This is a genomic window from Lysinibacillus sp. RS11 (genome assembly GCF_042019215.1).
In the GTDB taxonomy this organism is placed as follows: Bacteria; Bacillota; Bacilli; order Bacillales_A; family Planococcaceae; genus Lysinibacillus; species Lysinibacillus xylanilyticus_A.
Window position 1 is genome coordinate 3,659,699 of record NZ_CP168124.1, and the last position, 20,351, is coordinate 3,680,049.

General features: G+C 36.2%; 20 protein-coding genes and 1 riboswitch. Of the genes, 8 read left to right on the forward strand and 12 right to left on the reverse strand.

What is annotated here, in order from left to right; translation table 11 throughout:
• Positions 1-25: 25 nt before the first annotated feature.
• Positions 26-1,141: an alanine dehydrogenase gene (gene ald, locus AB9L17_RS18805; protein WP_068983982.1), complete on the reverse strand. Its 1,116-nt coding sequence runs from the start codon at positions 1,139-1,141 to the stop codon at positions 26-28.
• Between the two features lie 225 nt (positions 1,142-1,366).
• On the opposite strand from ald, the gene AB9L17_RS18810 reads away from it, so the two are divergent.
• Both AB9L17_RS18810 and AB9L17_RS18815 read left to right on the forward strand, forming a co-directional pair.
• Positions 1,367-1,504 carry a hypothetical protein gene (locus AB9L17_RS18810; RefSeq protein WP_175401699.1) on the forward strand — a complete coding sequence of 46 codons (138 nt, stop codon included), beginning with the start codon at positions 1,367-1,369 and terminating at the stop codon, positions 1,502-1,504.
• A gap of 111 nt (positions 1,505-1,615) precedes the next feature.
• Entirely contained in the window at positions 1,616-2,065 is a 450-nt protein-coding gene (locus AB9L17_RS18815; RefSeq protein ID WP_068983983.1) for a universal stress protein, read from the forward strand.
• 45 nt (positions 2,066-2,110) lie between these two features.
• On the opposite strand, the gene AB9L17_RS18820 is transcribed toward AB9L17_RS18815, so the two are convergent.
• From AB9L17_RS18820 to mbcS, 5 genes are all read right to left on the reverse strand, one after another.
• A complete protein-coding gene (locus tag AB9L17_RS18820; RefSeq protein WP_068983984.1) occupies positions 2,111-3,040 on the reverse strand; it encodes a class I SAM-dependent methyltransferase in 930 nt (309 codons plus the stop codon).
• Positions 3,041-3,129: 89 nt separating this feature from the next.
• Positions 3,130-3,633, reverse strand: coding sequence for a thiol peroxidase (gene tpx / locus AB9L17_RS18825; RefSeq protein ID WP_223555441.1), 504 nt, complete (start codon positions 3,631-3,633; stop codon positions 3,130-3,132).
• A 243-nt stretch (positions 3,634-3,876) separates the two neighbouring features.
• Positions 3,877-4,494 carry an RDD family protein gene (locus AB9L17_RS18830; protein ID WP_068983986.1) on the reverse strand — a complete coding sequence of 206 codons (618 nt, stop codon included), beginning with the start codon at positions 4,492-4,494 and terminating at the stop codon, positions 3,877-3,879.
• Positions 4,495-4,506: 12 nt separating this feature from the next.
• Positions 4,507-5,520, reverse strand: coding sequence for a signal peptide peptidase SppA (gene sppA, locus AB9L17_RS18835; protein WP_223555443.1), 1,014 nt, complete (start codon positions 5,518-5,520; stop codon positions 4,507-4,509).
• Between the two features lie 197 nt (positions 5,521-5,717).
• On the reverse strand, positions 5,718-7,292 hold the full coding sequence (gene mbcS / locus AB9L17_RS18840) for an acyl-CoA synthetase MbcS (protein ID WP_223555445.1): 1,575 nt from the start codon (positions 7,290-7,292) through the stop codon (positions 5,718-5,720).
• 188 nt (positions 7,293-7,480) lie between these two features.
• Positions 7,481-7,579, forward strand: a riboswitch (TPP riboswitch).
• Positions 7,580-7,667: 88 nt separating this feature from the next.
• Between mbcS and thiM the strand changes: the two genes are divergently transcribed.
• Genes thiM through thiE form a run of 3 tightly spaced genes read left to right on the forward strand, consistent with a single transcriptional unit; the run spans position 7,668 to position 9,890 of the window.
• Positions 7,668-8,423 (forward strand): hydroxyethylthiazole kinase, encoded by a 756-nt coding sequence (gene thiM, locus AB9L17_RS18845; RefSeq protein ID WP_223555447.1) that lies wholly within the window; start codon positions 7,668-7,670, stop codon positions 8,421-8,423.
• Positions 8,423-9,247 (forward strand): bifunctional hydroxymethylpyrimidine kinase/phosphomethylpyrimidine kinase, encoded by an 825-nt coding sequence (gene thiD, locus AB9L17_RS18850; protein WP_223555448.1) that lies wholly within the window; start codon positions 8,423-8,425, stop codon positions 9,245-9,247. The genes thiM and thiD overlap by 1 nt, the downstream gene beginning before the upstream one ends.
• A complete protein-coding gene (gene thiE, locus AB9L17_RS18855) occupies positions 9,237-9,890 on the forward strand; it encodes a thiamine phosphate synthase (RefSeq protein WP_068983991.1) in 654 nt (217 codons plus the stop codon). The genes thiD and thiE overlap by 11 nt, the downstream gene beginning before the upstream one ends.
• Positions 9,891-9,954: 64 nt before the next feature.
• On the opposite strand, the gene AB9L17_RS18860 is transcribed toward thiE, so the two are convergent.
• The 5 genes from AB9L17_RS18860 to ezrA all read right to left on the reverse strand — a co-directional run bounded on the left by AB9L17_RS18860 (position 9,955) and on the right by ezrA (position 15,359).
• The gene (locus AB9L17_RS18860; RefSeq protein WP_068983992.1) at positions 9,955-10,173 is read right to left on the reverse strand and encodes an alpha/beta-type small acid-soluble spore protein; all 219 of its coding nucleotides are present in this window, start codon (positions 10,171-10,173) and stop codon (positions 9,955-9,957) included.
• 141 nt (positions 10,174-10,314) lie between these two features.
• Positions 10,315-11,523, reverse strand: a complete 1,209-nt coding sequence (thiI, locus tag AB9L17_RS18865; RefSeq protein ID WP_375199625.1) for a tRNA uracil 4-sulfurtransferase ThiI — start codon at positions 11,521-11,523, stop codon at positions 10,315-10,317.
• Positions 11,523-12,680, reverse strand: coding sequence for a cysteine desulfurase family protein (locus AB9L17_RS18870; RefSeq protein WP_223555452.1), 1,158 nt, complete (start codon positions 12,678-12,680; stop codon positions 11,523-11,525). Before AB9L17_RS18870 ends, thiI begins: the two co-directional genes overlap by 1 nt.
• Positions 12,681-12,999: 319 nt before the next feature.
• Positions 13,000-13,464, reverse strand: a complete 465-nt coding sequence (locus tag AB9L17_RS18875; RefSeq protein ID WP_375199626.1) for a GNAT family N-acetyltransferase — start codon at positions 13,462-13,464, stop codon at positions 13,000-13,002.
• 191 nt (positions 13,465-13,655) lie between these two features.
• A complete protein-coding gene (gene ezrA, locus AB9L17_RS18880; RefSeq protein WP_223555456.1) occupies positions 13,656-15,359 on the reverse strand; it encodes a septation ring formation regulator EzrA in 1,704 nt (567 codons plus the stop codon).
• Between the two features lie 378 nt (positions 15,360-15,737).
• Here ezrA and hisJ point away from each other — a divergent pair, with 378 nt between their 5' ends.
• Both hisJ and AB9L17_RS18890 read left to right on the forward strand, forming a co-directional pair.
• Complete coding sequence (gene hisJ / locus AB9L17_RS18885) at positions 15,738-16,532, forward strand: histidinol-phosphatase HisJ (protein ID WP_223555458.1); 795 nt, start codon at positions 15,738-15,740, stop codon at positions 16,530-16,532.
• 23 nt (positions 16,533-16,555) lie between these two features.
• Positions 16,556-17,035 (forward strand): GAF domain-containing protein, encoded by a 480-nt coding sequence (locus AB9L17_RS18890; protein ID WP_068983998.1) that lies wholly within the window; start codon positions 16,556-16,558, stop codon positions 17,033-17,035.
• Positions 17,036-17,131: 96 nt separating this feature from the next.
• Here AB9L17_RS18890 and AB9L17_RS18895 read toward each other — a convergent pair whose 3' ends face one another.
• Complete coding sequence (locus AB9L17_RS18895; RefSeq protein ID WP_068983999.1) at positions 17,132-19,009, reverse strand: sensor domain-containing diguanylate cyclase; 1,878 nt, start codon at positions 19,007-19,009, stop codon at positions 17,132-17,134.
• A 452-nt stretch (positions 19,010-19,461) separates the two neighbouring features.
• Here AB9L17_RS18895 and rpsD point away from each other — a divergent pair, with 452 nt between their 5' ends.
• On the forward strand, positions 19,462-20,064 hold the full coding sequence (gene rpsD / locus AB9L17_RS18900; protein WP_068984000.1) for a 30S ribosomal protein S4: 603 nt from the start codon (positions 19,462-19,464) through the stop codon (positions 20,062-20,064).
• Positions 20,065-20,351: the final 287 nt, after the last annotated feature.

Sequence of the window (20,351 nt, forward strand, 5' to 3'; positions counted from 1 at the left end):
ATGGTGCTTCCTTTTATTATTTTACTTATTGAATTAACTCATCAACATTAACATATGGCAGACCTTGAGAATCTGCAACTGCCTTGTAAACGAGATGTCCATCTATAGTATTAACACCTTTTTTCAATGCAAGATTGTCAAGACATGCTTGGTTGTAACCCTTATTAGCAATTTGAAGCGCATAAGGAATTGTATTGTTTGTTAAAGCGATTGTCGAAGTACGTGGTACAGCACCAGGCATGTTCGCAACTGCATAATGCACAACGCCATGTTTTACATAAGTTGGGTCATCATGTGTCGTCACACGATCAGATGTCGCAAAAATACCACCTTGGTCAATTGCAATATCAACAACTACAGAGCCAGGTTGCATTGACTGAATCATTTCCTCAGAAACAAGCTTTGGTGCTTTGGCGCCAGGAATTAAAACAGCTCCAATTACTAAATCTGAGTTTTGCACAGATTCTGCAATATTATAAGGATTGGACATTAATGTTTGAACATCACGACCAAACAAATCCTCTAACTGACGTAAACGTTCTGGGCTTAAATCAATGACCGTTACATCTGCACCCATTCCGACAGCTATTTTCGCTGCATTTGTTCCAGCGATACCACCACCGATCACAGTTACTTTACCGCGTGGAACACCTGATACGCCGCCCAGTAAAATACCTTTACCTTCATGATTTTTCTCTAAAAATTGTGCGCCAATCTGCGTTGCCATTTTACCTGCAACCTCACTCATTGGTGTTAAAAGTGGTAAAGAACCATTTGCTAATTGTACAGTTTCATAAGCAATACCTACAACTTTTTTATTTAAAAGTGCCTGCGTTAACTCAAGCTCTGGCGCTAAATGTAAATACGTAAATAAGATTTGACCTTCATAGAAATAATCGTATTCTGATGCTACAGGTTCCTTTACTTTCATGATCATTTCTTGTGCCCATGCTTCTTTTGCCGACTCAACGATATGAGCACCTGCTGCCAGGTAGTCTGCATCTGTAAAACTTGAGCCCAAACCTGCTCCAGTTTCAATGTACACTTCATGCCCTGCATGTGTTAATGTTACAACTCCTGCTGGTGTCATGGCTACACGATTTTCATTGTTTTTAATCTCTTTTGGAATACCAATCTTCATATTTCCTATCCCCTTCCATTACCTAAAAAATAAGCATCAGTTTGTTACATACACTTCGATGTATTGATGCGCCCCTTGCATTTCCATATTACCAAACAAATAAAAAAAATGCTTTAATAAAAGTGATTATAGAAAAAATTTATATTATTCCTACAATATTAAAAACTCAAATTCAGGTGGCAATCTTTAGCCCGCGATGAAAGCAAATCGATTGGAGCACTTGAGTTGCACCATTTACTTGATGGCTCCCCTGGAAAGAATGTAACGAAATATAATTCTGCGAATATTACTTCATTCCCAAATGTTTTCTGTGCGAAAGCGCGCCCAGTCGGAACGGAAATCAACCACACGTTATGGTTATGAGCCAAATCACTGTAAATGCCTTCACTTTTTCACATTTATTCTTCCGGAAAGTATTTCCTTTAGAAAATCATTTGGTATAATCAAAATATACAAATCAGGGAGGTAATTCAAATGGCTAATCATTATAAAAGCATTGTAGTTGCAGTAGACGGTTCTAAGGAAGCTGAATACGCATTCCGTAAATCAATCGACGTTGCAAAACGTAACGAAGGTGCTGTCTTAAACCTAGTAAATGTTATTGACACTCGTTCATTCGCTGCAATCGAAGCATATGACCGTTCAATTGCTGAACGTGCTCAAGCATTCTCTGAAGAATTATTAAATGGTTACAAAAAACAAGCTGAAGATGAAGGCATTGCAAACGTTAACCTTGTAATTGAATACGGCTCACCAAAAAATATTATTACAAAAGAGCTTTCTAAAATTGTAGACGCAGACTTAATCATTTGTGGTGCAACTGGTCTAAATGCAGTAGAACGCTTCCTAATCGGTTCTGTATCTGAAGCAATTGTACGCTCAGCTAAATGTGATGTACTTGTTATCCGTACACCTGAAAATTAATATGTAGTACATAAAAAGGTATCCAATTTTGGATACCTTTTTTACTTATTTACCTTCTTGCCACATTTTCACTTTTTCAAAGAACATAGCAAGAGCTTGTTTATTTTGCATATTTGGTACTTTTGCTAACAATACCTCTTTAGGCGCTTTGAAATCCGCACCTTGTTTTTGCAAGATCACAATACTTTTTTCAAGTGCTTTATTGGCAAACATTGTATCTGGTAATTGAATAATTGCCTGAATCCAAGCATGCTTTTGAATGTATTTATGCAATTGTTTCGACTGCTCAGACTCAAAGAGATGGGTTGGTGCAAGGAAAAATAAGTAGCCTCCATCCTTTGTATAGTTAATGGACTGCTCAATAAATAAATGATGTGCATAACTCATTCCTTCTGAAGGGCATAATTCATAATCTAATGCGACATCTTCATTCGGATAATAGCCAACTGGTAAATCACAAACAATTGCATCGACAGGATTTACTAATAGATCTTGTAAAGCATCTTGGCGATATAATGAAACTGGTTGCTCTGTTAAATCAGCGGTAGCAGCAGCTAAACGAATAAGTAGCTCATCAACCTCTACACCCGTTGCTTCTATTTTCCCATCTAATAAATTCATAACTGTTAGTAGTAAATTTCCTGTACCTATTGCTGGATCTAAAATAGAAATTTTTTCGGTTTCTAGACGCTTCGCAAATATTTGCTCAACAAAATAACCAACTAATAACCCAAGAGTATCTGGTGTCATTTGGTGATTTGGTTGAGAGCCTTTTCGCATCCCTTTTAAAACAGCAATTTGAATCGCTTTACGCACATCTTCCTTTGACGCACCGTCTTGTGAAAAATCAACTTCCCCATCTAGCCATGCCTCTAAACCATCTAAAATACCCTCAAGTAACGTAGTATTATGTTCTTTTTCTATCTTTTCAGCATGTTCATTTAGCATACCAAATAATTTTTCGATATTTTCCATACATAACTTCCTTTCAAGCAGAAAAGAGCCGTGACAAAAACTTGTCACAGCCCCTTTGTCTAGTAATATCTTAGCCTAAAATCAATAAATTATGCTAGTGCTTTTACAGCTGCAATTGCCGCTTCATAGTTTGGATGGTTTGTTGCCTCAGAAACATATTCCACATATGCCACTTTGTCATTTGCATCCACAACAAATACTGCACGTGTTAGAAGACGTAACTCTTGGATATAGACACCGTATGCTTCACCAAATGACAGATCGCGGTGATCTGAAACTGTTTGAACAGCGTCAATACCAGCTGCACCACACCAACGTTTTTGAGCAAACGGAAGGTCAACAGATACTGTATAGATCACTACATTATCACCTAAGCTTGCTGCTTCTTCATTAAAACGACGTGTTTGCGCATCACATACACCAGTATCTAATGATGGTACTACACTAATTAAACGAATTTTCCCCTCTGAATCTTTTAAAGTGACAGGTGATAGATCATTCGCTAATACAGTGAAATTTGGTGCTTGGTCTCCAACCTTTACTTCATTACCTACAAGTGTTACTGGGCCATTTTTAAATGTTACTTGTGCCATATAAACGCCTCCTAATCTTCATATGTACATAATATTACTAAATGAAGGGAATTAAATGCAACTGAGACAGCTTACCAAAAAAATTAATGGTTTTAAAGAGTGCCCAGCCTTTACTCCAATCAATTTATATACAAGGTATATATTTTACAAAATTTGGAGCTATTCCCCAACAAACTAACCATTAATCACCACTATCACCGCAAAAATAAAGAGCTGTCTCAAGTAATGAGACAGCTCTAGCCACTATTCTTCGTTTTTTTCCTCTAGCTTTTCAGGTTCTGGTTTTTCCGCTTGAAGTACGGATTCAGTCTTTTCCTCTTTGATTGGCAAAGATGGTTGCACAACACTTTTTTCAATATAGACTTTTTCATGAACAACTGTTGTGTCTGCAAAATAATCATGTAGACCTTGATTGTTCGGTAAAATGACTATAAGAATATATAGGGGCATAAAAATGTTGTTAATGATGCGACCTATCCAATCACGGAATAACACATCTGACCAAGTCAGCTTCTCATGTTTTAATGAAATAACCCGTAATCCAAATATCATTTTCCCTAAGGTTTGCCCAAAAAATTTCGTCATTAATACGAAATAGCTGTAATAAAAAATAGCGGATATAATCGAAATTGGTGCATACCACACTGTTTCGGATAATGACCAATCCATTATATAAAAAATCGGGTTAACAAGAATTCCGATTACCGCTGTAATAATGAATCCATCCAATAAAAATGCCCAAAAACGTATCCAAAAGCCTGCCGTTTTTAATGCATAATTTTCATTTGTAATTGGCTTATCAATTAGGAGGGCATTCTCCATAGAGGGTGAACCTTGCATAACAATTTCATGGTTTGTCATTGTACTCCCTCCTTAGTATTCGCCATATAAGTACATCATTTTTGGTGCTTTATATTCCGTCATAATTTTCATCAACATTTTTTCTTCTGCTGATGGACCAAACATTGATCCAATCTTCATACCGACATACGATTGCAAACCACCCACATCATATGAATACTCAAATAATTGAGCATTCTCTAAACCAAAGTCTTCACGTAATGCCGCAACTGCTGCTTCCTCATCACCAATTTCATCAATTAATCCTGCTTCAAGAGCCTTCGTACCGCTAAGAATTCGACCATCGGCTACTTTTTTCACATCGGCTTCAGGCATATTACGCCCTTCTTCAACAATATCAACAAATTCTTCATATGATTCATTAATCATATCTTGCATCATAGCACGTTCTTCCGGTGTCACTTCACGCATTGGACTAAGCATATCCTTATGTGCACCAGATTTAAATGTTTCATATTTAAAACCAACTTTTTCAGCTAGTTTTTGATAATTAATAGATTGCATAATGACACCAATCGAACCAGTAATTGTATCACGTTGTGCAAATATTTTATCTGCAGGTGCTGAAATGTAATAACCACCTGATGCTGCCATAGAATCCATAGAAACATAGATTGGAATTTGTCGCTCCTCTTTAATTTTTAAGAGCTTTTTATAAATTTCTGCTGATTCCTTTACACCGCCACCTGGTGAATTAACACTTAAGACGATGCCTTGAACAGTATCATCATATAAAATATTATCTAATTGGTCTAAGAAAAATTGATGATCATACGCAACTGGTTGCCATAATGTACTTGAGCCAACATCTTGAATCGTACCATCAACCTTTAAGTATGCAATACGTTTATCCATATTGCCGTCTTCTTTAATCTCTTCCATTACCTCTAAATTATTCCCAGCTACCATACTATCAAAATTACTAAAGAAATCCGATTTAAAAATTGCAAATACGGTGTTAATCCCCAATGAAAATACTAATAAGACACCTGCAATTATTAAAGCAGCCCACCTTTTAACATTCATAAATTTCCGCCTCCTCATCACGTTATACGATTGACATTCTAATTTGTTTCATTTTTTTTGCAATAATAGGCGAATGTTTTAACCTATTCAACCTATATTACATTACCTAAAATCATGAAAAAAATCAAAGTTCATAAAAAAAGTACGAACTTTGATTTTCTTCAACATAATTCCCCAGGAAATTATTATTGACTACTTTATTGATTTTTTTCTTGTTCACGCAATTCGACACGACGAATTTTACCTGATGAAGTCTTTGGTAGTTCAGTTACAAATTCTATCGCACGAGGGTATTTATAAGGTGCTGTTAAAGTCTTTACATGATTTTGTAGTTTTTTAATCAGTTCTTCATTACCAATTTCTCCATCACGGAGCACTACAAATGCCTTTACAATATTTCCGCGAACTTCATCTGGACTCGCAACAACAGCAGTTTCTTTAACTGCTGTATGCTTCAATAATGCATCTTCTACTTCAAATGGACCTATCGTATAGCCAGAAGATATTATGACATCATCTCCACGTCCTTCAAACCAAAAATAACCATCTTCATCTTTATATGCACGATCTCCGGTAATATACCAATCGCCTCTAAATTGTAGATTTGTACGTTCTGGATCATGTAAATATTTTTTAAATAACGCAGGTGTTTCACGATGCACAGCAATGTCTCCAACTTCTCCAATTGCAACTGCCTTTCCGAAATCATCGATAATTTCAACAGTATTCCCCGGAGTAGGTTTACCCATCGAGCCAATTTTAGCCTTCGTCCCTACCATTGTACCAACAAGTAATGTATTTTCTGTTTGTCCATAGCCATCTCGTACTTGTAAATTCAAAACCTCCGAAAATACTTTTATCACTTCGCTATTTAATGGTTCACCTGCTGACACAGCCTGACGGACTGTACTTAAATTAAAATTTTGTAAACTTTCAAGTGCTGCCATAAATCGATATTCGGTTGGTGTACAGCACAGAATATTAATCTTGAATTTTTCAAGCAGTGTAAGGTATGTTGTCGCATCAAAGTGACCTTTGTAGACAAATGCTGTTGCACCACTTCCTAATGTAGCGAGAAACGGACTCCAAATCCATTTTTGCCAGCCTGGAGCTGCTGTAGCCCAAACAATGTCACCTTCTTGAACACCTAACCAATTCGGTGCAGTTGTTCGTAAGTGTGCATAACCCCAGCTATGTGTATGTACCGCTGCCTTTGGATTTCCTGTTGTACCACTCGTATAAGCTAAAAATGCAATGTCAGTACTTTTAGTAGGTGTGGAGCTTATGTAGGTTGTTGGTTGGCTTTGCATTTTTTCAAACAACGGCTGCCAAGATTCATGTGCATGACCAATGACAAATTGCTGTATGCCTTGCGAATTTTTAACAGCATCAAATTGCTCAATATAAGGCTCAAATACAACAACGCCTTTTGCGTTTGCGTGATTGATGCGATATTCAATATCCTTAGTTCTCAACATTTCTGAGCTTGGTATAATTGTTAACCCAGCCTTCAAGGCTCCAAGATAAACGATATACGCTTCAACTGATCTTGGCACCATGACTAAAATAACATCACCTTTTGTTAAACCATGTGATGTAAATACATGAGCTGCCTGATTAGCCTTTTCAAGTAAACAAGCATATGTAATGTACTGAATTTCTTCGTTTTCGTTATAAACTATTAATGCGCATTTTGTAGAATCCTGTGCATATTTTTCGATTTCCTCTGAAATGTTATACCACTCTGGTGCGATTAAATCTTGTCGTTTCATGGCAAATGCCCCCTTTTGCTATGCTCATTATAAAACTCCAATTTCATCATTTTCAATGAAAGGCACTCTAATTTGTTAAAGTCATGACAACTATCATGCTCTCCTATATGGCATCAGTCACGTCTTCGTTCAAAAAAACTCTCTATTGAATACGAAAGAAAAATATGGTACATTTTGGTCAACTAAAAGCATAATTGCAGGGGGACTCATTTAGAGTTGAGAAGGTAAAACCTGACCCTTTGAACCTGTTAGTTAATACTGACGTAGGGAGCAATTCACATCTAATTACTGATGAAAGGCTCTTTTGCGTGTTTTTTCTGCACGAAAAAGAGCCTTTTTTGCACGCTTACGTCCATCCAATAAGGAGGACATAAATTGATATTTCATACGATCCGTAAACGAAATCCACTTATTCATTGCATTACTAATTATGTTGTAGCTAATTTCCAAGCAAATGGCTTATTAGCAATAGGTGCTTCTCCAGTAATGGCCGATGACAGTCATGAGGTTGAAGAAATGGTCGCTATTGCCTCAGGCTTATTGATAAATATCGGTACCCTAAATAATCAAATGAAAAAATCCATGCTACTCGCAGGAAAAAAAGCTAATGCTCTGGGCATTCCCATTGTTTTAGATCCTGTTGCTGCAGGTGCAACAACTTACCGTAAACAGACGGTACAGCAATTATTAAAGGAAATAAAATTTGCAGCTATTCGTTGTAATGTTGGAGAGCTTGCGGCGATTGCCAATGTAGACTGGCAACAAAAAGGCGTAGATAGTGGTACTGGTTCAATTTCTTTAGAAATTGAGGCAAAGCAAATAGCTCAACTCTACAATTGTATTGTTATTGTGACCGGTGAAAAGGATTTTATAACTGATGGCGAACATCAGCAATGGATTACAGGTGGAAATTCTCAAATGACAGAAGTCACCGGAACAGGTTGCTTATTAAGTGCAATTTGTTGCGCTGCTTACTCCACAGGGAATGAACCATATAACCAATTAGTCGATGCATTATCACTTTATAAAAAAGTGGCAGAACAAGCTTCTTCTTCCACAGATTACATTGGCGATTTTCAAATTACAGTATTGAATGAATTACATCGCCTTTCCAAGGATGGTGAAAAATAATGCATATTGTAACAACAATTGCTGGTTCAGATAGTGGTGGCGGCGCAGGCATACAGGCTGATTTAAAAACATTTCAGGAATTAAAGGTCTTTGGAACATCTGTTATTACAGCTTTGACTGCCCAGAACACACTTGGTGTATCCGATGTCTTACCAATTGAAGTTAGCTTTGTTGAAAAACAACTTAAAGCACTAATCGAGGATTTTTCAATTAGTGCTGTTAAAACAGGAATGCTATTTTCCTCAGAAATCATTCAATCAATCGCACGTATTTTGGCTGAAGTTAATATTCCGCTAATTGTTGATCCTGTCATGATTGCAAAAGGTGGCGAAAGCTTATTACAGCAAGAAGCAATTGTAGCATTATGTAGTTATTTACTTCCTTTAGCAACAATCGTTACACCAAACATACCTGAAGCTGAAACACTTACCGGAAGAAAAATCAAAACGTTTGCAGATATTCAAGACGCGGCACACACCCTATTACAAAAGGGTTTACAATGTGTCATCATTAAAGGTGGTCATTTAACGGATAACGATTATGCAATTGATTATGTATTTTTTAAAGATGGCAAATCATTTTCCATGCAGTCCTCGCGTATTGCAACAAAAAATACACACGGAACAGGCTGTACGTTCTCTGCCGCACTCACTGCGTTTATTGGACGAGGATTTTCTATAAAAGAAGCGATTGTGGAAGCCAAAAAATATATTCAATTAGCCATAACTTATGATTTATCGATTGGCAATGGGCATGGTCCAACAAATCATTTTGCTTATCAAAAATATAAGGAGTCGTGTGAGGTGATCATTCATGAAACGTGATAATTTACAGCTATACTTTATTATGGGTACAAGTAATGTTTTAATTCAAAAGCCATTAAACGTTCTAGAGAAGGCTTTACAATCTGGAATTACCATGTTTCAATTTCGTGAAAAAGGACCGAATACACTCACTGGGCAAGCCTATGAAAATTTTGCGCAAGAATGTCAAAAGCTCTGTCAACAGTATAATGTTCCGTTTATTGTTAATGATGATGTAGAGCTCGCTGTGAAACTTGGTGCAGATGGTGTTCATATTGGACAAGAAGATTTGCCTGTGTCGATGGTACGCGAAAAAATTGGTAGCATGATTTTAGGTGTTTCTGTTCATTCACAAGCTGAATTACAAACTGCTCTACAATACGGTGCGGATTATGTAGGAATTGGTCCTATTTTTGCAACCTCTTCTAAAAAGGACGCCAAGCCACCTAGTGGGACAAAATTTTTACAGCAAGTTCGCATACAATACCCCGAACTCCCCATTGTTGCAATAGGAGGACTAAATTGCTCGAATGCCCATACAGCATTTAAAGCTGGTGCAGATGGAATTGCTGTTATTTCTGCAATTTGTGAAAGTGAAGATATTTCAAATACAATCTCTACACTTAAATCATTTTCAATATTGGATAAAAAAATCAAAATCTAACCAAACTAAAACCAGTGCCTTTTACGGTCACTGGTTTTAAGTTTAATAAATGCTGTTTAAGCAATTATTGGTTGTTGTTTGGCATACCTTTTAATTGAGATTCTGCCATTTGTACAAGACGTTTAGTGATTTCACCGCCAACGGAACCGTTAGCACGAGCTGAAGCGTCAGCCCCTAATTGAACACCAAATTCTTGTGCAATTTCGTATTTCATTTGATCTAGTGCTTGTTGTACACCAGGTACTGCAAGCTTGTTTGAACTGCGGTTGTTGTTTGAAGTCATGTCTCTCACCTCCTTGTGAATATAGAATGTGCGATATTAGATTTTTAATACGAAAATTTTATAGGTAAATTGTACCTCAGAAGGAAACCAACTAAAAAAGCCGACTCAAAATGCACTTTTGAGTCGGCTCGCAAATTTCTTCTATAGAAGATCTGCAAATTTATCTGCTTCTTGCTCTTTTTTCGGGAAAATATAGACCTCACGATTTTTCACTGCTCGTTCAATTAGTTCATCAAAATCCGAGAAGCTTTCATAATGCTCAACCTTTTCAAGCTTTGGTTTTGTTTTTGGACTTGCAGGAGTAAAAATTGTACAGCAATCTTCAAATGGCTGGATAGACGTTTCGTATGTGCCAATTTTCTCTGCAATATCGATAATTTCTAATTTATCAGATGAGATTAATGGGCGTAAAATTGGTGTGTTGGTTACGGCATTGATAGCTGTTAGGCTTTCAAGCGTTTGACTTGCTACTTGACCAAGACTTTCACCTGTAACAATTGCTAGTGCACCAATTTCTTCACGTACTTTATCTGCGACTTTTAACATCATACGGCGAGTTGTTGTCATCGATACATTAGAAGGTACTTTTTCTTTAATAAGAACTTGAATTTCAGTGAAAGGAATGACATGTAAACGTATACTAGCTCCAAATTTCGTTAATTCATTAGCAAGCACCTTTACTTTTTCCAATGAATTTTGGCTTGTATACGGTGGGCTAAAGAAGTGAATCGCCTCTAAGCGCACTCCTCGTTTCATCATTGAATAACCAGCAACAGGACTATCTATACCACCAGAAAGCATTAATAGAGATTTTCCGTTTGAACCTACTGGCATTCCACCTGCACCCGGAATAACTTGTGCCATCATATATGTTGCATCATGGCGAACTTCTACTCGAAGCTCGATATCGGGTTGCTTCACTTTTACTGATAAGTTTTTAAACTGCGGTAAAACATAACCACCAATTTCACGTTGAATGGCATGAGATTCTAAAGGAAATGTTTTATCTGTACGCTTTACTTCTACTTTAAAAGTACGTTGTTCATTTTTAAATGTATCCATAATAGTTATCGCAAGCTTTTTCATTGCTTCCATATCTTTTTCACATGCAGCAACTGGACTAAATGATTGAATGCCAAAAATTTTGGGTAATCCTTTTACTAGAACGTCCATTTGTTCTTCATTTTGAATGGCAATAAACATACGATCACGCTCTGTACGAATGTGTAAGTGTCCTAAATCTGCAAATGCATGACGAATATTCTCACGTAAACGGCGAATAAAGTCCATTTTATTGCGTCCTTTTGTAGAAAGCTCGCCATATCGAATTAAAATTTCTTTCCAAATCATTATTTATATTCTCCTTTAAGTTCCATCAATACTTCATCTAATACTTGTTTAAACTTTATTATATCTTCATCTGTTACATATGCACCAAAGCTTATACGAATGACACCCTTTTTAAAATGTTCATCAAGATTTAGCGCTTCAACAACATGACTTGTTTTTGTTTGCTTTGATGAACAAGCACTAGATGTCGATACAATAACATTACGTTTTTGCATTGCATTAATGATGACTTCACCTTTTAAATCGCGAATACTAAAAGATAAAATATGTGCAGCTCCCTGTGGTGTCGATAAAATATGCACTGCTTCCCCATATCCATGTAATTGTGTGCAAATTTCTTCATACCATTGGCGGTATTTTTTCGCTCGGTCATTCATCGTCTCTACTGCTACTCGGGCCGCTTTAGATAGTGCGACAGCCTGCGGGACAGCTACAGTTCCACTACGTAAACCAAACTCCTGCCCTCCGCCAAGTGCATAAGGTTGCCATTTCATTTTTTTGCGGAATGCTAATACGCCTGAGCCTTTAAAGCCATGAATTTTGTGGCCAGAAATTGAAATACAGTCTGGTCCCTCGTCATCGTTAAATGATATCGGTAATTTTCCAAAGCTTTGTACGGCATCAATGTGAAAAGCTGCTCGACTCGACTCATGGATAATTTTCGCAGCTTCAACAATTGGTTGAATAGCCCCCATTTCATTATTTACATGCATCATACTTACTAAAATGGTATCCTTACGCACTTTTGCGCGAAGCTCCTCTAAAGAAATAACGCCATTTTCATCGACTTGCAAATAGTCTACGTCAAAGCCCTCTTGGTCAAGCTGCTTAACAGATTCTAGCACAGATGGATGTTCAATTTCAGTTGTTAAAATATGATTTCCTTTATGTGTATTGCTACGTGCTAAACCTAATATAGCTGCGTTATTGGATTCAGTTCCACCTGATGTAAATAGCACATTTTTTGCTTCTGTATGCAAAATATCTGCTACTTGCTCACGTGCACGCATTAATAATTCGTTGGATTCAACACCCATTGCATGAATGGAAGCAGGATTGGCATAATACTGCTCATTCACTACCATAAATGCTTGCATAACCTCTTTTAAAGGTTTTGTTGTTGCACTATTGTCTAAATAGATTGTATTAACTTCCATTAATATTCACACACTTTCAAAACGTTGATTTAACGGTATTTATCATAACGCAATCTTCGGCAATTGACTACTAACTTTAACAATTATCCTAATTTAATCACTTATTTGTTTGCTTTTAATGTGAAAAACCCCCCTTTATAGAGTGGCATCTAAAGACTTGCTATGAACGTCTCTGGCTAAAAATTAAGCAGCATAAAAAATTGGATTTTTGCATTGTTAGGCTCATCATCATCACGTGTAGTTGATTTCCGTTGCTGTCGCTTCGCTTTCGCACAAAAAACACCTGTTGGCCTGAGACCTTAATTGACTAGTTGATTCATTAACCTTTTTTCATAGTTATAAATTCAGTTGATGCTGTGAATTCCATGACTTTTTTAAAGCCTAATTTTTCGTAAAGGTGAATTGCTCTTGTATTGAATGTAACTACTGTTAAACGAAGAGGACTATGATTTTCTTGCTGTAGCTGATTTAATATAAATGAAAAAAATTCTGAACCATAACCTTTTCCTGTTAGCTCAGGCTTCATCCCAATCCCAACATCAATGCACTCATCTAAATACGCACCATAATCACGTCCTTTAGGTACTTGTGCAGCTGTTCCTGTACAGTAAAAACCGACTAGCTCTTCTTTATCATTGAAAATTGAATAATACGGACTTTCTAGAAATTCTTTTAGCGATTCATCGCATAGATCATTATTATAAAAATCATATGGTTCCTCATATTTCCAATTCAAAATGTCAGTCGCATAAATTTCATTCATTTCTCGAATATAAAATTGCATTATGAACACCTCTATTTTTCTTTTTAATCAAAAATTGAGATAAGGTACAATGTGAAGCTTCCCGTTATTTATGTCCAAGAGCACACGCAAAAGCACGAAAAGTCGTATAAACACCCCAATAAATTGGCTTTTTAATAAAAAAACTGTCTAAAAAGTAATAACTATACCTTTTAGACAGCTGATGTAATTCTTTATTTACTTACTACTGTTTCATCTGCTACAAGTTCTTGAATTCGCTTTAAAGCGCCAGGCTCCATCTCTTCCACTGCCGTTCCAGCCTCTTCTAGTGCTTTGGAATAACGGAATTGATGGAAAGCTTCTTCGGCTTCTTTTAAACGCGCATGCAATTTTGCATTTGTAGCACGATGACGATTACCGTACTGAATAATACGTTCAATCAGCATTACATTTTCAATCAATTCATGTGCTTTTGACTTTACGTCCTCCACACAAAGTGTTGCTGCATTTAAATTATTATGAACCGTTCCCATGTTAAGAGGTACCTCTTGCAAACTTTGCATAACTACATAAATGTGCTCTGCTGCCTCATCTAGACGTGCATCCATCTCCTCAGGGATACCTGGAATATTAGCCTTATTCAATAACCTGTCTGTTTCTTGTAAAATTTTCTTTAAACTTTCTACTTGCGCACGAGCCTTGTTTTCATCAATTCGCAGCTTCTTCATCGTATTCGATAAATGTCCTTGCTCCTCATGAATACGTTCAAGCTCATCATTAATTTCAATCAATTCTTCCTGCAAACTTGAAGATGCAGATTTTTCTTCTTTAACACGCATTGCCAATAAATCATAGCGACGTTGTAAAGCTTCTAATTGCTTTAATGCAGCTTTTGGAATATCTGCATCTTTTTCATTTAGATGATAGCTTTGCTGCACAAAGGTTGCTTCATCACTTACTAATCTTGTTGAATTAATAACATTAGTAATCGAGCTTAATAAACGATCACAATTTTGGTCAACGTAATTTTTAGCAATAACCTCTTTTTCAAGCAGGTCGTAATATTGATCAATCTCTTCATTTATTTCAGCAACACGTGGCTTAACAGCTGTTAAGTTAAGCTCTGCTAATTCATTTTTTAATGTTGCAAATTCCTCATCAAATTTATCCAGCGCTTTAGTTAGTTCTAAATGCTGTAAGTAATAGGATTGCTCCTCCATTTCACGCTGACCACTGCGTAATTCCTGTACAGCTCCTGGTAGCTTTACTTGCAATTCAGTCAAAATTGTTGGTACATCATTAATGTATTCAAATGTCTGTTGCGATTCTTGATTTAAGCTAATAACAATTTCTCGCGCCTGCAAATAGTTCCCTTCGCTAGTGAGCACATCAAATTCTTCAAACTTTTGAACGAACGTCTCTAACTTTTTCTCTAGCGCTGGTAATGCGACGCCGAACGAATGTTGGTGCGCTAACAATGTTTTACGCGCAGAGCGATAATATTCTTTTAATTGTTCAATTTCAATACGATTTTTTTCTTCGCTACCAATTAATTCATTTAGTTCTTCCAAGATTTTATCTTTATCTTGTTCACATTTTGCAATGTAATCTTCTATCTCACGTTCAATTAATGTTGCTTTCTTAAAACGAAGTCTATTGATTTGATCCTCTGCATCAAATAAAAGCGAATCAATTTTTGTCATATGTACATCGATGACTTCATCCCAACTATTGCGCCACCGTTCAAACATCTCTTCTGTTTCACCGTTCATGTTTAAAGATTTAACTTTCGAAATTTCTTCATTTATGGGATTGTTTTGTATTTGTGATTTTTCATTTTCAAGTTCAGCAATAATTACTGTATGTTTTCGTCGCATCATAAATCCTACTATTGCTAAAATTAATAGTAGGATAACTGGAATGATGATATACTCCATCGTAAGCCCCCTATTCTAAAATCAATATCGCCTTGGCGTAATTACGTCCAGATTTTGAATTGTGTTTGCACAATTCATTCCTTTCAAAATCCGTGACATCCGCCGGAGGCTTTATCTTCATTCAGTAGGTGTTTGGACACCACTAAAAAGAAACCTCATCTGCATTCATCTCATCACCTTGAGAGGTGGAAGTCTTCTGCTGAATGAAGATAAACGAATTGGCTAGTTGTATTTATTATATACTATGTTTTCGCCTTTTGTACTAAAATTTGAGTGTTTTTGTGTATTTATGCCTTTTCAAAATGACAATACTTAAATTTTGAACAACTGGCGTACTAAAAATCGTTATTATCCAAAATCTAAAGGAGTGGTAACTTTATGAAACGTGACGGCCATATTCATACCCCTTACTGTCCACATGGTACTTCGGATTCGTTTAAAGAATATATTGAAAAAGCAATCGCTCATAACTTTACACATATTACCTTCACAGAACACGCTCCATTACCATCGAGTTTTGTAGACCCTACACCAGAGCAAGATAGTGGGATGAATCCAGAATTTTTAATGCCTTATTTTGAAGATTTGCAAAGCCTTCAAAAGGAGTACGCACAAGACATTCGCATTGGAATTGGTTTAGAGATTGACTATATTCAAGGTTTTGAACAAGAAACTCGTCAATTTCTTGACACATTTGGACACTTTTTAGACGATTCTATTTTATCGGTCCATTTCTTACAATGGCAAAATACCTTTGAATGCATAGATTTTTCTCCAGAAAATTTTATAACTTTTTCAAAAAAAGTGGGTTCTATTAAACAGGTGTATGATTTGTATTATGATACTGTCCTACAATCGATTAAAGCAGATTTAGGACAATATAAGCCTAAGCGCATTGGACATCCTTCACTAATTCACAAATTTCAATTAGCACATATGGTGAAAATTGATGACTCTATGCGGATTCGAGAAGTTTTAGATTTAATGAAGGAAGAAGGCTATGAGCTAGACTTAAATAGCGCTGGTTTAAGTAAAACATATTGTCAGGAACCTTATCCACCATTTTCCTTTATCGATTATAGTAAATCTATTGGGCTACCAATTGTTTTTGGTTCAGATGCTCATAGTGTGACTGATTTACATCAACACTATCAAGTTATATATCCAAAATAAATAACTTTCAAACGAGGTGCTTTATGTTTACACAAATTAATTATGAAGGATCTGTTGCAGAGCAATATGATACATTAGCAAAACAATTAGATGCACTGCTGACAGGAGAAAGCGATCGCATTGCTAATTTCAGTAACGCTTCTGCATTACTGAATCAATTTCTAACAAACATTAACTGGGTTGGTTTTTATTTATTACAAGGAGAGGAACTCGTATTAGGCCCATTCCAAGGCTTACCTGCCTGCGTTAGAATACCAATCGGACGCGGTGTTTGTGGCACAGCTGTAGAAAAAGAAGAAACAATGGTCATCAAAGATGTACATGCCTTTCCAGGGCATATAGCCTGCGACGCCGCTTCCCAATCCGAAATCGTTATTCCCTTGATTAAAGAAGGCGTTGTACTTGGTGTTCTTGACATCGACAGTCCAATCATCAATCGCTTTTCTAAGGAGGATCAAGAGGGGTTAGAGCTATTTGTAAAAACCTTACTCCTGCATTTATAAAAAATGCCCTGAAATGATTTATTGTCATTTCAGGGCATTTCAGCATATAAGGATGGCTGACATTTTATTTCAAAAACATCTGTTTACTTTTTCACATTATGAATTTGTTTGGCAGAATCGATCATGAATACAAAATCGATTTTTACCACTGTTTTTCGCTTCATATAGAGCAGTATCTGCATATGAAAAAACAGATTGAAACGCTGGACGGTACTGTTCATCCCACGTTATGAGACCAGCTGAAATTGTCACCTGAGGATCCGTTGCATTTGGAATGACTGCAACGATTGCTGTTGTCAATTCAATTGCTTCTTTCTCATCAATATTTGGGACACACACGGACATTTCTTCTCCACCCCAGCGTGCACAAATACCACGATCTCCAATCGTTTCTTTTAACTTTAACGCAATTTGCATAAGAATCTTATCACCAATTTGATGACCATACGTATCATTAATGTATTTAAAATTATCAATATCAATGAGTAAGAACATCCCTGATTGATCTTTTTCAAGCGATTTCTCTACATATTGGTCTAAATAACTTCTAGCATACAATTTTGTCAAATGATCCAAATCTACCATTTCTTGAAGTTGATTTCGTAATATTGAGTTTGCAATGGCTAAAGAAGAGTGGTGGATTAATGATTGCATTAATTTAAAGCTATCAAATGAAAAGAAATACGGCTCCTTGTGTAACACAATACTAAACCCATTAATTTTTTCTTCCATTAAGATTGGGATTGCCATAATTGAACGATAATCAATTTGATTAGAGGTTAATCGACTGAAATCAGCAATAAACAGTGGATCATTGGTATGTTCAAAATGTTGTTCAACATGTTTTATATATGTTTGACCCTTCTCTGAATTGAATAAAGCTGTACTAGCATCTGTCACTTCAAAGGAGTCATTATGTTTAAAAGCGAAACAAACTTCCATTGGTTGCAAGGATTTCAACTGTTTTTGTAGAAAAAGTAACATTTCATGAATATCAATCCTCATATTTAAACGATGCGAGGTTTCATTGATGAGTTGTAAGTCACTTACGAGGCGATGCGATTGATGATATAGTTTTGCATTTTCAAGTGCGTTTCCAGATGCTTGTGCTAGCATACGTACAAAATCCTTTTCAGTCGTTGTAAAAAGATATGATGTAGGTGCACCTACTTGTAAAATACCATAAATAGCTTGTCTCCCTTTTATTGGAGCATTTAATAATCGACAATTCAAATCGCTTGCAAGCTCTGTCGTTAGTTCTCCTGAGACAAAAGCCTCAATCGTTGCAGGTCTTTCAGATAAGTAATCGAAAAGCTTAATATCGATAGTCGTACGGCGGTCTTGATCATTTGATAGTATAAGCTCCACATTAAACTCTGGGAAATTATCCTTTATATTTTTCAAGACATTTTCTAAAATTAAATCAATATCCATTGTCGAATGAAATAAGTCTGTCATATTATACAATTTTCTATATTGATCTTCATTCACTTTTAGTTCTAAATTTTCTCTGATCATCTGTAGAACCTTCGTAAGGGTTTCCACACACTCTTCCCCATAATCTGAAGTCATAAAATCTGTCCAAGCATCTGTCGCCTCTACAAGTAGCACACCAATTGGAGTTTTGCCCTCTGCTTGGAATAGCACCAAATCTGTCATCATATTATAAGCTTCTTTTTCTTTTAATATATAAGGAATTTTCACCACATTTTGTTGATAAAAACTAGCTTCAACCATTTGCCATGACACAGCATTTAGTTTTGTTTCGATTGTTAAAGCAGCCATCTCTTCAACAGGTATTAAAGAATTACTGTCAAAACTGAGAAAAGCAGCATTTACAATCCCCAAGCGCTTCTTTAGACACTGTTTTAATGAATAAAAATACTCATTAAAACTGGCTTGTGCTTTAGAATTCACCCAAAAGCTCAAAACATCTGATTGTATATATTTTAGCGTTTGTAAATGGTCTGTCATGAAATCACCTTTTCTATATAACATCCAATAAATTACTATTAACTTATAGTACATTATACATAATTTGTGTCATTTTGACTATGTTATTCTATTTTACTTTTATATTTTACATTTTCACTGCATCATTGAACTATACCGGAGTTGCACGAACTGTATATAGAGGAAATTATTACTACATATCTTTTTCGAAAATAGTTAGTGTAATAATTGACGTCTATGTAAGAAGCAGTTACAATGTAGTTTGTGTAAAATAAACGCAGCAGTGGTATAAGCTTATTACTGTATTTTATTCCTCTATTTCATTTAGTATAGCTAAACAGAATAGATGGTGTATTGTGTAACCTAATGGCTGCATAGGCGAAAGTACATGAAAATAAAATGCGTATAAGAATGGGTACTACTGGTTTTTGTTTTACAACAAAAAAACCAAATTTAAAGGAGGAGACAACAATATGTCTCGTTATACAGGTCCATCTTGGAAATTATCACGTCGTCTTGGTATCTCACTAAGCGGTACAGGTAAAGAAATCGAAAAACGCCCTTACGCACCAGGTCAACACGGTCCAAACCAACGTAAAAAATTATCAGAATACGGTTTACAACTTCAAGAAAAACAAAAACTTCGTCACATGTACGGCATGAACGAACGTCAATTCCGTACTCTATTCGACCGCGCTGGTAAAATGAAAGGTGTTCACGGTGAAAACTTCATGGTTCTTCTTGAAACTCGCCTTGACAACCTAGTTTACCGTTTAGGTTTAGCTCGTACTCGTCGTGGATCTCGTCAATTAGTAAACCACGGCCACATCTTAGTAGATGGCAAACGCGTTGATATTCCTTCATACAGCGTAAAACCAGGTCAAACGATTTCTCTTCGTGAAAAATCTCAAAACCTTGCTGTAGTAGCAGAAGCAATCGAAGTAAACAACTTCGTACCTGACTACTTAACATTTGATGCTGACAAAAAAGAAGGTACATTCACTCGCCTTCCAGAGCGTTCTGAATTATCAGCTGAAATCAACGAAGCATTCATCGTAGAGTACTACTCTCGTTAATTAAATTACTCTGCAAAGAGTAGTTTAAAAAACCCTAGAAAACCTTTTATATCAAGGTTCTCTAGGGTTTTTGCTTTTTATCAACAATGCACAATCATGCATTAATTATTGTTATTTTGGGGCAGACATTGGGGCTGAATTGGGGCTAATAAAATACGGCGAGTGTGTGTACAGGAATGTGTGAGTGAGATTGAGGCTTATTGCTTCAATCTTTTTTGTTTCCAATTATAGGAATGCCATAAAAAATAGCACTGCTTGGAACAGTGCATTACTTGGGTCTTGTTATA